Source organism: Anatilimnocola floriformis, assembly GCF_024256385.1.
In the GTDB taxonomy this organism is placed as follows: Bacteria; Planctomycetota; Planctomycetia; order Pirellulales; family Pirellulaceae; genus Anatilimnocola; species Anatilimnocola floriformis.
The window spans coordinates 1,796,616-1,809,959 of the sequence record NZ_JAMLFW010000002.1; the positions used below are offsets into that span (position 1 = coordinate 1,796,616).

At 58.4% G+C, this 13,344-nt stretch carries 11 protein-coding genes; 3 read left to right on the top strand and 8 right to left on the bottom strand.

Features of this window, described 5'->3' with window-relative positions; genetic code table 11:
- Nucleotides 1-8 precede the first annotated feature (8 nt).
- From M9Q49_RS31710 to M9Q49_RS31730, 5 genes are all read right to left on the bottom strand, one after another.
- A complete protein-coding gene (locus M9Q49_RS31710; protein WP_254513332.1) occupies nt 9-899 on the bottom strand; it encodes a type II secretion system protein in 891 nt (296 codons plus the stop codon).
- Nucleotides 900-990: 91 nt separating this feature from the next.
- Nucleotides 991-2,406, bottom strand: coding sequence for a type II secretion system F family protein (locus tag M9Q49_RS31715; protein ID WP_254513333.1), 1,416 nt, complete (start codon nt 2,404-2,406; stop codon nt 991-993).
- A gap of 121 nt (nt 2,407-2,527) precedes the next feature.
- Entirely contained in the window at nt 2,528-4,243 is a 1,716-nt protein-coding gene (locus M9Q49_RS31720) for a GspE/PulE family protein (protein WP_254513334.1), read from the bottom strand.
- A gap of 41 nt (nt 4,244-4,284) precedes the next feature.
- On the bottom strand, nt 4,285-5,427 hold the full coding sequence (locus M9Q49_RS31725; protein ID WP_254513335.1) for a type IV pilus twitching motility protein PilT: 1,143 nt from the start codon (nt 5,425-5,427) through the stop codon (nt 4,285-4,287).
- Nucleotides 5,428-5,921: 494 nt separating this feature from the next.
- Nucleotides 5,922-7,664 (bottom strand): GspE/PulE family protein, encoded by a 1,743-nt coding sequence (locus M9Q49_RS31730; RefSeq protein WP_254513336.1) that lies wholly within the window; start codon nt 7,662-7,664, stop codon nt 5,922-5,924.
- Nucleotides 7,665-8,083: 419 nt separating this feature from the next.
- On the opposite strand from M9Q49_RS31730, the gene M9Q49_RS31735 reads away from it, so the two are divergent.
- The 3 genes from M9Q49_RS31735 (at nt 8,084) to M9Q49_RS31745 (ending at nt 10,300) form a co-directional block, all read left to right on the top strand.
- On the top strand, nt 8,084-9,187 hold the full coding sequence (locus tag M9Q49_RS31735; RefSeq protein WP_254513337.1) for a hypothetical protein: 1,104 nt from the start codon (nt 8,084-8,086) through the stop codon (nt 9,185-9,187).
- Nucleotides 9,184-9,627, top strand: coding sequence for a hypothetical protein (locus M9Q49_RS31740; protein WP_254513338.1), 444 nt, complete (start codon nt 9,184-9,186; stop codon nt 9,625-9,627). The genes M9Q49_RS31735 and M9Q49_RS31740 overlap by 4 nt, the downstream gene beginning before the upstream one ends.
- Nucleotides 9,628-9,712: 85 nt before the next feature.
- On the top strand, nt 9,713-10,300 hold the full coding sequence (locus tag M9Q49_RS31745) for an ATP-binding protein (RefSeq protein WP_254513339.1): 588 nt from the start codon (nt 9,713-9,715) through the stop codon (nt 10,298-10,300).
- Between the two features lie 23 nt (nt 10,301-10,323).
- On the opposite strand, the gene M9Q49_RS31750 is transcribed toward M9Q49_RS31745, so the two are convergent.
- The 3 genes from M9Q49_RS31750 to M9Q49_RS31760 are packed head-to-tail and all read right to left on the bottom strand — an operon-like array spanning nt 10,324 to nt 13,342.
- Nucleotides 10,324-11,754: a hypothetical protein gene (locus M9Q49_RS31750; RefSeq protein ID WP_254513340.1), complete on the bottom strand. Its 1,431-nt coding sequence runs from the start codon at nt 11,752-11,754 to the stop codon at nt 10,324-10,326.
- Nucleotides 11,755-11,763: 9 nt separating this feature from the next.
- Nucleotides 11,764-12,426 (bottom strand): hypothetical protein, encoded by a 663-nt coding sequence (locus M9Q49_RS31755; protein WP_254513341.1) that lies wholly within the window; start codon nt 12,424-12,426, stop codon nt 11,764-11,766.
- Nucleotides 12,404-13,342 carry an ABC transporter ATP-binding protein gene (locus tag M9Q49_RS31760; RefSeq protein ID WP_254513342.1) on the bottom strand — a complete coding sequence of 313 codons (939 nt, stop codon included), beginning with the start codon at nt 13,340-13,342 and terminating at the stop codon, nt 12,404-12,406. Before M9Q49_RS31760 ends, M9Q49_RS31755 begins: the two co-directional genes overlap by 23 nt.
- Between the last annotated feature and the right edge of the window lie 2 nt (nt 13,343-13,344).

Below are 13,344 nucleotides of genomic sequence, written 5' to 3' on the forward strand. Positions count from 1 at the left end.
CTCACACGCTACTGCGGACGAGAGTCACCCAAGGTTTTTCCGCCGCTGAAGTTGGTCAGGTTGTCTTTGTCGCCAGGCTTGTAATAACCCCCGAGGTCCGTAGGGAACACCTTGGCTGGATACATGTTGCTCGCGGGCGCGGGCAGGTCGCCCCAGTCGCCATCCTGACCGGCGGTCAAGATTTGAAACGAGGTCGGGTTCATCGGTGCCGTCGGCGCGGAACCGTAGGGGAGCGTTTGAGCGTTGTTGCCGTTTGGCAACAGAGCGCGGGCATAGCAGTTCTGCCGCATGAAGCTCGTGTAGTTGCGGTTCTCGACGTAGATGAAAGGTTGTTCGCGCGTATAAGGCGACACATAAATTGGAATGCCATCGCTATCGCCGTTGTCCACCAACTGGCTTTGCTTGAACTCATAGTAGCCACTGCGAGTGGCCGTTGTTTCGAAGGGGTTCGCCGGATTGGTACTGATCAGGCTCAGCCAGAGCACGAGCGCTTCGGCTTGATCCACGTTCATCGCAGCCGTGTAGAACTGGTCCTTGAAATCGTTGGAATTCATCGGATTGTCGATGAACTTGGGATAGCACCGTTGCAAGTGACGTTCAACAACGCTGCTAGTGCGAGCGGCAGTACTATACACCAGGTTGCCACTGCTGTTGTAATCGCCGAAGCAGGGCGGAAACTCACCTCGCTGTTGCTTGTAGGTATTGAGCGCGGTGTCGAGATTCTTGATCTCCAGCGCCAAGGCAGCGTTGCGGGCAGTGCGCTGTGCATACATCACGGCAGGCAGCAGCAGCGCGATCAGCACGCCGATGATGCCCAGCACCACGAGCATTTCGACCAGCGTGAACGCTCGTCGCGAAGACCGGGTACTCCCGGCAATAAACCGGTGAGAGGTAGACATAGTAAGCTCCTGCAACCTGTGTCGTTTTTCGTAGCGATGAGATGATGAGTAGCCACGCTCGCCAGAGCGTGGCTACGACGAGAAGACTTACTTACGTCAAACCTTGGATGAGCGAGATCAGCGGCAAGAAGAGGCTCACCACGATGAACCCGACCGCCACGCCGAGGAACACGATGAGCAACGGTTCGATCAGCTTCATCAAACCATCGGTGAGCGTTGTCACTTCTTCATCGAACACGTCGGCTACCTTGTAGAGCATGGTGTCGAGTTCGCCGGTTTCCTCACCGACGTCGACCATGTTCACCACCAGTTCGTCGACCACGCGCTTGTTCATATTCAGGAAGTAGTAAGCCAGGCCGATGATGCCCGCCGCACAGGCAAACATGATGAACATGTGATAGCCGCCTGCCTTCTCGGCCACCTTGGGCAAGCACATGAGCAACAGCGGCCCGAACGCGCCGAGCGCGAACCACAGCCCCGCGGCCACCGGATGAAAACCAGGCTTGGCGTTGGCAGCCATCGGCTTGGCGATGGTATCGCCCTCGCGAATGGCGTCGCTCACCTTGCCGTACATCCGCTCGAACATGGCATTGGTTGCCGTTTCGCGAGTGATGTTGAGCGATTCCAGAATCGGCACACCGCTCGCCACCAGTGTTCCTAGTGTTCGCGATGTTCTCGCCATGATGTTCTTTTCGGTGAGCATGCCGATGATCGGCAACTTCAGCCAGAATAAGTCCCAGCCCATGCGCCCTTGTTTGAACTTGCGAATGATCTTGATGACGACAAAGACCACGACCGGGATGAGCGGCATCGACCACCAGCCGTCCTTGACCAGCCACTTCGAGAGATTGATGAGAATCTCCGTCGGCAACGGCAACTTGAGGCCGAACTCGTCGAACATCTTTTGGAACACCGGCACGATCTTGATCATGATGAACACGAGGATCATGATCGCGACGAGCACGACGACCACCGGGTAAATCATCGCGCCCTTGACCTTGGCCTTCAGCGATTCCGACCGGTCGAGGAACTCCGACAAGCGGCGAAGAATCACTTCGAGAGCACCGCCCGCTTCACCGGCTTTGATCATGTTCACAAACAGACGGCTGAAGACCGACGGGCTCTTGGCCATCGCTTCCGAAAGCGTGGCGCCACCTTCGATCTCATCGCCGACGTCCATCAGCGCGTTCTTGAGTTTGCCCGGCTTTTGTTGCAATTCGAGAATCCGCAAGCTGCGGAGAATCGGCAGGCCGGCGTCCTGCAGAATCGAAAGCTGCTTGGTGAACATCGCGAGCTGTTTGCTGCTCGCGCCACCCAAGGCCAGCGGACGTTTCTTTTTGCCGCCAGCGGTCTTCGCACCACCCGATTGCCGCTTGGCGGCGATCTTGGTGACGAAATAGCCCATCTGCCGAATGGTCTGCTGGGCTTCTTCCTCCGAAGGGGCCTCGATCACGTCGCGGATTTCCGCGCCGGTAGCGTCCATGGCTTCGAATTGATAGGTAGGCATCGGGAAACCCCCGCGGAGTAGAGGAAAACAAAAAGTTCTGAGTTCTGAGTTTCAAGTTCTGAGACAGGAGCTTTGACGTTCTGGTCTCAGAACTCAAAACTCAAAACTCAGAACTACTTCCTTACGCTTCCAAAATCGTTTCGCGCACAATCTCATCCAGCGTCGTCACACCTTCATAGGCCTTGGCCATGCCCGACTCGCGGAGCGTGGTCATGCCGAAGCCGACCGCGCACTTGCGGAGATCGTCGACCGAAGCGTTTTGCATGATCATGTCGCGGATCGTGTCGTTGACGATCATCAACTCATACAAACCGACGCGGCCTTTGTAGCCCGTGTTGTTGCAGGTCTCGCAGCCGCGGCCGCGGAAGAACCGCTTGTCGGCGACGTCGGCCACGGTCATGCCGAGATCGGACAGCAAGTCTTCCGAAGGAGCGACCTCTTCGCGGCAGCCCGCGCAAATGCGCCGCACCAACCGTTGCGCGAGAATCGCTTCGACCGTGGCCGTGATCAAAAACGTCGGCACGCCCATGTCCTTGAGACGCGTGATCGTGCTCGGCGAATCGTTGGTGTGGAGCGTGCTGAACACCATGTGCCCCGTGAGGGCTGCTTGAATGGCAATTTCCGCCGTTTCGAGATCGCGGATCTCGCCGACCAGAATGATGTCGGGATCCTGCCGCAAAATGGCCCGCAAGCAAGCGGCAAAGGTCACGCCGATTTCGTGATCGATCGGAATCTGCACGATGCCGTCGATTTCGTATTCAACCGGGTCCTCGGTGGTGATCAGTTTGTCTTCGACGTGGTTGAGCTCGGTGAGTGCCGAATAAAGCGTGGTTGTTTTTCCCGAACCCGTCGGCCCGGTCACCAGCACAATGCCGTTCGGACGATCGATGATTGTGCGGAACGTTTTGAGCATTGCCGGCTCGAAGCCGACCTTGGCGAGGCTGAGCGACACCACCGAGCGATCGAGCACCCGCATAACCACGCTCTCGCCGAACAGCGTCGGGAGCACGCTCACGCGCAAGTCGACCGGGTGACCACCGACCGTGAGCTCGATCCGGCCGTCCTGCGGCAACCGCCGTTCGGCAATGTCGAGATTCGCCATCACCTTGATGCGAGTGGTGATCGCAAATGCCAAGTGCCGCGGCGGCGGAACCATTTCAAACAACACGCCGTCGGCTTTGATGCGGATGCGGAACTCATCTTCGAACGGCTCGAAGTGAATGTCGCTGGCGTGATCCTTGATCGCGAGGAGCAACACCATGTTCAGCAGCTTGCGAACCGGCGCGCTATCGGCGAGCGACTCGAGATCGCCCAGGTCGTGCTTCCCCTTTTCCAGGGCCTTCATCGCCGCTTCGAGCTCTTTGTCGTTGCCGAGCTCGGCAACCAGGCTCGAAACCGTGTCCTTATCCGACGCGTAGTAACGGTCGAGCGTCTTTTTGATATCGGCTTCGGTGGCGATCACCGTCCGAATGTGATAGCCGAGCATCGAGCGGAGCTCGTCTTGAATCGTGATGTTCTGCGGATCGCAGGTTGCCACGGTCAGCGAGTTGCCTTCGAAGTGAACCGGCACCACGCGATAGAGCTGAGCCATCGACTCCGAGATCTTCGCGACCAGATCGACGCTGAGCGCGATTTCGCCCAGGTCGACGACCTTCATCCCCATCTGTTCCGACAGGGCCTGCGCGAGCTGATCTTCATTGACCAGGTTCAGTTCTTGCGCGATCTTTCCCAGCAACGTGCCGGGGCGGTTCTGTTGCTCTTCGAGCAACATCTCCAATTGCTCATCAGAGATGAAGCCTAAGTCGACGAGAATCTGACCGATGCGACGGATGGCCATAGGAGGAACTGGGAGCTAGGAACTTGGATCCGGGGAAAAAATTAGTGCCCACCATGGCCCTTAGGAGCGGAATTCAAATCGGGACCGCCTTGTTGCGACGGATCGTCCATGATGCCGCGCTGAGCGTTGTGAATGCGCTTGGCCAGTTCGTCCTGGTTCTGCGCTTTGCTGAGGACGTCTTCGAGCGTGACTTTTTGTTCGAGCCACAGCCGGAACAAGTGATCGTCCATCAGCTGCATGCCGAACTTCATACCGGTTTGAATCGCACTGTTGATGCGGAACGTTTTGTTCTCGCGGATCAAGTTCGCGATACCGGGCGTGACCACCAGAATTTCATAAGCTGCACAGCGGCCACCGCCGATCTTTGGCAGCAGCGTTTGAGCCACGACGCCGATGATCGACGTCGACAACTGGGTGCGGACCTGGTCCTGCAAGTTACCGGGAAAGGCATCGATAATACGGTTGATCGTGCCCTGAGCGCTGTTGGTGTGCAGCGTGCCGAACACCACGTGGCCCGTTTCGGCAGCCGAGATGGCGGCTTCGATGGTTTCCAAGTCACGCATTTCGCCGACGAGAATCACGTCGGGGTCTTGCCGCAGAGCACGGCGAATCGCTTCCGAAAAGCTCGGCACATCGACGCCGATCTCGCGCTGATTGACGGTCGACTTCTTGTGATAGTGATAAAACTCGATCGGGTCTTCGATCGTGATGATGTGATGGTCAACCGTCTCGTTGATGTAATTCACCAGGCTGGCCAGCGTGGTCGATTTGCCCGAACCGGTCGGCCCGGTCACCAGAAAGAGACCGCGGGGACGCATCACCATCTTCACGCAGACTTCGGGCAACCCGAGTTGCTGCGGGGTGAGCATGTTGTTCGGAATCTGCCGCAGCACCATCGAGACGTGGCCGCGCTGCTTGAAGATCGAAACGCGAAAGCGAGCCAGGTCGCCGAAGGCAAACCCAAAGTCGGCGCTGCCTCGTTCCTGCAGTTCGCGTTGGCAGCGTTCGGGGGCGATGCTCTTCATCAGGGCGACACTGTCTTCCGGCTCGAGAACCTTGGTCTCGAGCTTGCGCATGCGCCCGTGCAGCCGAAAGACCGGAGGCTGGCCGGTAACGATATGGATATCGCTCGCCCCTTGCTTGACGGCAGCCTGCAACAGTTTGTCGATGAGAATGGAAGCCATACGTACCTCAACCGCGTTACAGCCAAGCGCGCAGCACTAGCCGCGCGGTTCGCCTACCGCGGAAAACGTCCTTGAAAAATATGAATTCACACGGCGGGGAGAAAACGAATGCCTCTGGCCCGACTCGTGATTGGTTCCGAATTGCGAACGCTTGTCATGCCTAAGACGCCTGGAAAAAGATCCGCCTGCGTCGCCGGTTTAACAACTGTCCCTGCGTTTGTGCTCTTTGGTGATAAGACTCTGTTCCTGAGCACAACCGATTATTGATAGCGTCAGGACCCCAGGCAAAAGCCCGCGCGCGAAAAGCTGATTTTTCTGTTGAATTGACTTGAATGACTTTTCCGGCCGCCGGCTGAACTTCGTTCGCCGGCTGGCACCGATCTCAGACCGCACGACTAACTGCGAGCTCGCGATTTCGTCGTTTCGAGAACATCTGGTAATTAGTTTGCGTGCGAAATAAATGGCGGGTCGCCTGGGAGGCGACGCGCGGCGAATTACATCGAGATTACGTCCGTTTCGTTACGCTTAGCGTTGCGATAGACCTCGTCGAGCGTGGTGATGCCCGACATGACCTTGCGAATCCCGTCAACGTAGAGGGTGCTCATCCCCAAACGGCATGCTTCCTTACGTATTTCCAGGGAAGACATGTTCTTGAAGATCATCTCGCGAATCTTGCCGCTGATCATCATTAGTTCAAAGATTCCCTGGCGTCCGCGGTAGCCGCTCTTGTTGCAGTTGCCGCAGCCCTTCCCCTTCATGAACGTCGCCTTCTTGGCTAGTTCCAAAGGAATACCTGCGTCGTTCAAAACCGATTCTGGGAGCTGAATCGGGTGCTTGCACTTCGAGCAATTCAGGCGCACCAACCGCTGCGCCAGCACGGCTACCACGCTGCTCGCGACGAGGTAAGCCGGAACGTGCATGTCGACCATGCGCGTTACAGCACTGGGCGCATCGTTCGTATGTAGAGTACTAAATACCAAGTGTCCAGTTAAAGATGCCTGGATGCCCATCTGTGCCGTCTCTTCATCACGCATTTCGCCGACGAGGATCACATTGGGTGCCTGCCGCAACATCGACCGAATGATGCGGCTGAAATCGAGGCCGATGTTGTGCTTCACCTCAACTTGGTTGATGCCGGGAAGGTAATACTCCACCGGATCCTCGGCCGTGATGATCTTCTTGTCCGGCCGGTTCATCGAATTGAGCGCGGCATAGAGCGTTGTCGTCTTCCCCGAACCGGTGGGTCCGGTCACGAGGACAATTCCGTTCGGCCGTTTGAGCAGACTCTGGAACTTATTGAAGTCGGTCTCGTGCAGACCTAATTGCCGGACGCCGACTTTGATATTGTCCTTGTTCAGAATCCGCATGACCGCCGACTGACCGTGGGCGGTGGGAATGATACTGACGCGAAGGTCCAGGTCCTTGTCGCCGACGGTTACCTTGATCCGCCCGTCCTGGGGGCGACGTCGCTCGGCAATGTCCATCTTCCCCAGAATCTTGATGCGGGAGATGATCGCCGACAGCAAGCGGCGAGGCGGGCTGTCGCGCTTGTGCAAAATGCCATCGATTCGGTAGCGAATTCGAACTACTTCTTCGAACGGCTCGACGTGGATGTCCGAAGCCCGCAACTGGACGGCTTCCTGAATCATCAACTGGACCATGCGGACGACCGGCGCGCTGTTTTCGTCGACGGCTTCGTTGTTGCTGGCGACGGTCGCCGATTCGGTTTCGGTAAAGTCGATCGCCGTATCGGTGAATTCTTGGAGCACTGAGTCCGCCGATTCACCTTCTATCTGACTGTAATACTTGTTGATCGCTTCCAGAATCCGCTCGCGGGGGGCGAGGGCGATTTCGATTTTGCGGTTTAGAATGAAACGGAGCTTTTCGACCGTATCGATGTCGTACGGATCGCTGACAATCACCGTCAGCGTGCCGTCTACCTCCGAGTGGGGGAGTACCGATTGCTCGCGGGCGACCGATTCCGGCACGAGTTCGATGATCGCTTCCGGAATGTCGACCTCGCTCAGGTCGATATAAGCCCGGCCGTGCTCCTGGGCAACGGCTTGCATCACCTCTTCGCCGGTGGCATAGCCGAGCTTGATGAGCGTTTCGGCCAGGTTGGCGTTGCCGTCCTTGGCTACCTGACGGGCTTCGGTGATTTGGTCCTGACTGACGATGCGGCGGCGGAGGAGGATTTCGGTGAAGTCCCCCTTTTTCTTCGGTCCTGGTGCAGCCACGATGCGAAACTCCCAAAAGGCAACGATGCCATGAAGATGTGCGAGCGACGAAATTCGGCCGGGGCATCTTCTGCAGATGCTGCGCGGCTTTCCCAGTATGGGGCGTTCGTTTGAAGATGAGCCTGGGCAAGCGAACGTCTGTTCCGGAGCCGCGCGGGCGCAGTCAATGCGTGCGCAGCAACTTTATTCTCGGCTGGTGTGAAGGGCGTTGTCAATTCAAGGAAAATCCGGAATGCAGAGAATTTACGGATTTCACCTGCGTTATATCCCCCGGAAACCGCAAATCCGGTCCCGTACGGCCTTGGAGCAGCAAACGCTGCAGACCTATAATCGAGTGCGGCTATTTTCGCGCGTCCTGAGCAGCGCGCCAAACTGACGCACATCCCAGCGTCAGCAGACTTTTTTCGCGGAGCCCCTGAGTGGCCCGATTGTTTCGGTTTTTGGAGAAGAAGCGAGGCACCCGACGTACCGGTTCCAATCTGGCCGGCAGCGTGGGAGAAGCGCTCTTCTTCGCCGCTATCTTTTTGCTCGGCGTGGGCGTGATTGCATCGCTCATTAGTCTGCACGATCCCGCTGCGTATGGATTTGGTCTGGGGCGCTGGCTGATCATCATGGTCGCCGCTCCTTTCACCGTGCTCGGCAGCGCTGGTTTGATTTGGACCGTTCTGCGGATCGGCGTATCGGTCGAACGTCGCTCGGCAATGGCGCAAACGGCGACCGAGATCGATGCGCTCAGCGATGTCATTCCCGCCCGTCCCGAATATCCCACCATTCCCGATCTCGAAGGTTTGAAGAATAGCCCCGGCATTGAGCTGAGCTATCGTTTGCCGCGCACCGAAACGCCGGCCTGGCGATTGCTCGCGGCGACGATTTTTACGCTGGCTTGGAATGCCGTTGCTTGCGTGCTGACGGTCATTGCGGTTCGCACGCATGTTGCCCGCGAAAGCGACTGGTATCTCACCGCCGTGGTGCTGCCGTTTTTGGCCATCGGCGGTTGGTCGATCTATTACTTGCTGCGACTCATTGTGGTGCATACGGGCATGGGTCCCACCACCGTCGAGGTTTCTGATCTGCCGCTCGAAGCCGGCCGCGAGTATCGCGCGTCGGTCTGGCAGCAAGGACACATTCGCGTCTTCAAGTTCGAAGTCTGCCTGATCTGCGAAGAAGAAGCGACCTATCACCAAGGGACCGACTGCCGCACCGAAGTGCGCGAAGTCTTTCGCCGCGCTGTGTTTGAGCAGACCGATTTTCTGATCGAGCCCAGCCAGCCGTTTCAGTGTTCGTTTTTTGTTGCGGTGCCTGCCGACGCGATGCATTCGTTTCAAGGGCCTCACAACTCGGTCCACTGGCGACTAGTGGTGCGCGGCTCGGCCGAAGGCTGGCCGGAGTTTCGGCGGGCGTTTCCGCTCGTCGTTTATCCGAGCACTCAAACGCTGCAGGTGCAGGTGAGTTCCGAGCAGAGACGACAGGCCATGACACCGCCGCTTCGGGTCGTGGCCGGCGGAGCGGGGGTGCGGGCATGACCGGCACGAGCCTGCAAGATGAACCGCTCCTCAGCATTTGCCTCGGCGGGAACCGTAAGCAATACGCGGCGGGCGATGAGTTGATCTGCGAATACCAGATCGACGCCATCGATACCTCCGACATGCAAGCCGTCGAAGCCTCGGTCCTCTGGATCACCGAAGGCAAAGGCGAGGAAGACCTCGGAGTACACTACTTCGAACGTCGACTCCCTGCCGATGCCGAAGATGGCGACTTGCGGCCGTTGCGGCGATTCAAAATCTATCTCCCCAATAGCCCACTCACCTACGATGGCGCAATCCTGCGCATCCGCTGGTGCGTGCGCTTGCGACTCTTTGCTCGTCGCGGCAAGGAATACGTGCTCGAATATCCCTTTACGCTTGGCTCGGTCCCCGCCGTGCCCGTTGATCCCGCGTCTGCTGCTGCGGATGACGACGAGTAGTTCTGAGTTTTGAGTTCTGAGACAGGAGAGAACTCTTCACTCTTTCTTTTTCCTGTCTCAAAACTCAGAACCCAAAACTCAGAACTTGTCTCTCATGGAAGGCAGCAATCCTTTCGCCACGCGCTTCATCAAACCTGGCGCGCTCGATTATGTCTTTCCGTCAGGCATCACGGCAGGGAGTCTCGCCGCGGATTTGCAGTCGCAACACTGGCGCGGCTCGATCATCGGCCCTCATGGCAGTGGCAAAAGCTCGCTCCTCGCCGCGCTCCATCCTGCGTTCGAGCAACTAGGTCGCAAGATTGTGCAGCAGCAAGTGCAGGGACGCCGCGGTCTCGATTGGTCTGCGCTCGCCTGGCGAAATTGGAATGACCACACGCTGGTCATTATCGATGGCTATGAGCAGCTCAGTCTGTGGCAATGTCTGCTGTTGCGCGCTCGTTGCCGACAGCGCGGCGCGGGCCTGCTCGTCACGGCTCATCAGCCAGTTCGCCTGCCGCTTCTCTTCACCACCAAGCCCAAGCTCGAGCTGGCGCTCGACATCGTGCAACGGCTCTTGCCCGAGAGTGATGATCGCATCACGCCCTCTGATGTCGCCGAAGCTTACGTGCAACATCAAGGCAACCTGCGCGAGATGCTCCTCAGCTTGTTCGATGTCTTTCGCGCGCGAGCGTGAGAGCGACTTCGCGGCTCGAGCACTTAAGCAAAGACTTCGGTGCCAGTTAGCTTCGGTGGCGGAAACTCCACGCCGCATTCGGTGCACAACTCGCGATCGCGGGGCGACTGATGGTTGCAATTCGGGCAATCGTCGAGAACCGGCCAAGTACGATGCCAACGATACGTGAGGTAGCCCAATGGCCCGAACATTAGAACGAAGATTGCCCAGGCAATCGCGCCCGGCAGTCGATAGCTCACTTGCCGTCGATACGTGGCCCAGGCGACGCCGAGGCTGATGCACAGGATCACGACGAAGCCGGGCCAGCCGAGTGAAATTGCCCTGCCGAATGCGGTGGCGCCGGGATCTACTCCGGCTGCACGCAGGGGAACTTGCGAGAAGAAGCCGAGCATGCAGAGTTGCCAGACTGGAGCGGGAGCGACCAGCGAGCTCACCACGGCGACGGATGCCGGCTTCATCTCTCGGACCGAGCTGTTGAGCACGACCTCCTTTTCAGCAACCAACTTCCCTGCTTGATCGATCCACGCTACCGTTTGAATCGCGGGCGTTTGCCGGAACGCGAGGAGTTGGCCATCGGCCAACTGCACTCCGCCCACGAGCAGCGGTTGCAGTTGCTGCGGCAACGGGTATTTTTGCGACTTTCCCGTCTTCGACTCGACGACGATCAAAGCGTTCGGCGTCCGCAGCATGATGGCTCGCGGGGTCGTCTGGCTGCTTTGCTCCTGCGTGCCATCGGCCTTGGGTTCCGGAAGTTTAGCTGCCGTTTGCCATGCCCAACCAATGCCCACGGCCTCTGGGCAATCGAGTACTTCTTTCACGGTTTTTGTGCGGGTGTTCAGATCCCACAGCTTGCCGCTGGCCAGCAAGTACAGCGACGGCTGAACGTTCCAATAGGGTTCCCGGTAGACTCGCTCCGTCGTTCCATACGCGAGCGCGGCATTCCCCGCGAACTGAAACCAATCGTCGCGCGGCGGCAGGTGCTCGGTGAAGCCACTCTTGCCGATGTAGCCGACGACGCGCCGCGTTACGGAGCTGTAGCCCACACCGTATGCGTGCCCATCCGGTTCGCCATCATGAATCAAATACCAGTACGTCTGCGGCGAGCCGCCATCGCTGACCCAAGCTAAGCGCTGCGACCAGTCGCGGCCCGCAGGTTCCACCATCTCTCGGCCCGGTAGTGGCAAATGACTGAGATGCAGAATCTGGTAAATGTTTCCCGCCGTCGGCTGGCGGTCGAGCGTAAGTAACTGCTGTTGCACGCCGGTCGAATTCTGCTTGAGGATGACCGGTTCACCATCGGCGCGTACGGTGATTTGCTCAAAATCAGTCGGCGGTCCAGAGCGCTCGACGATGCTGATCAGCGTCGTCACGAGCATGAACCAAACGCCCGATAGGCCCGCGGCCACAACGGCGGCAAGTAAAAGCGTTCGCACTGGCGTAGAAGCAGTTGACATGTCGCACCCTTAGGCAAAATCTCTGGTTTCGGCAACGAACACGATCAACGAAATCAGTACACCGGCGACGACCACCGTACTGACCAAGCCCCACCACGCCGGCAGCATGCAAGCCACCAGCGCACAGCCAATCGCGGCGACCAGCGGCAGCAAACGCGTACCAATCCAAGCGGCAGGCCGAATGCCAGCTAACATCGCGCCGAGATAAATCACGCTCAGCGCGAGCCACGCAATCCAAGTGGGAATCGCCATCGACCATTCAAAAGGACTGGCGTGTGTTCCCGGGCTCGCTGCCCACCACGAATAAATCCCGAGCGGAACTGCAGCCAGCAGCAGATACAGCAACAAGCCAACGGCAACTTTGGTGAGATACACGCGCCGACGACTGACAGGCCGGTGCAGCCAAAACAAATGGGCCTCGCCCCACAGATCGCCCAGCGACTGCTTAAGGCCGAGCGCGATCCCCACGCTCGCGGCGGCTAAGCAATAGTTCCAGTGGAACGAATCAAACAAAAAGGGAATTCCGCCGCCGGCTCCACCACCGCGACCGAACACGAACCACAGCGGATTGCTGCCGATCGCGGCCAGCGCGAAGATCAGCAACCCGACGAAGGCCAGGGCTGCCAGGCCGGCGCTTTCGCGCAATTCTTTAAGCGTAAGTGCGCTCGACATTTCGGTTCTCCACGTTGAGCAGCGGGAGCGCGCGACGCGGCCCGCGGGTGTATTCGATGAACGCATCTTCTAGCGACAACTCGAGCACATCGGTCGACAACGGCCCGAGCGATTCGATCAGCTGTTCGTGCCTGGTTCCGTAACCGACGAGCACCACTTCCAGTCGATGGCCGACGCGCCAACTGCTCACCAGGCCGGCACACGCGGGAAACGTCGGTGGTTCGCCCGCGAATTCCAAGATCACTTTCCGCAGCGACAGCTTGAAGTATTCGGTCGGGCAATCAGCTCGCAGCACGCCGTCGACCATAATCCCGATTCGATCGGCGACCCGTTCGACATCGGCGAGAATGTGCGAACTGATCAAAATGGTTCGCCCCTCGCGTTGGATGATTTGAATCAACGATTCCAAAAAGTCGCGACGAACGACGGTATCGAGTCCCAGCGTCGGATCATCCAAGATCAGCAGTTCCGGATCGGGCGCGACCGCGAGCGCCAGCGACACTTGTGCCCGCTGGCCGTTCGATAAGCTGCGAATCTTGGCTCGTCGCGGCAGGGCAAAGTGATCGAGAATCTGATCGAGCAGTTCACTGTTCCAATGCGGATAAAAGGAACGCGTGAACCGTACCGCTTCGTCGACGGTCATCCATCGCAGAAACGGATGCCCTTCGGCGGTGAAGGCCACCCTCGCTCGCACTTCGGGCGCGAGCTGCGCAATGTTGTGGCCGAGCAAGTCAGCCGATCCTCGATCAGGGTGCACGAACCCGAGCAACATCTTGAGCGTTGTCGATTTACCAGAGCCATTGCGGCCCAGCAATCCATACACGGAGCCCGTGGGCACGTGCAGATCGAGCGAGTTGACGACGCACTTGCGTCCGTAGTATTTCGTCAATCCTTGAGTCGCAATGGCGGGTTGCATGA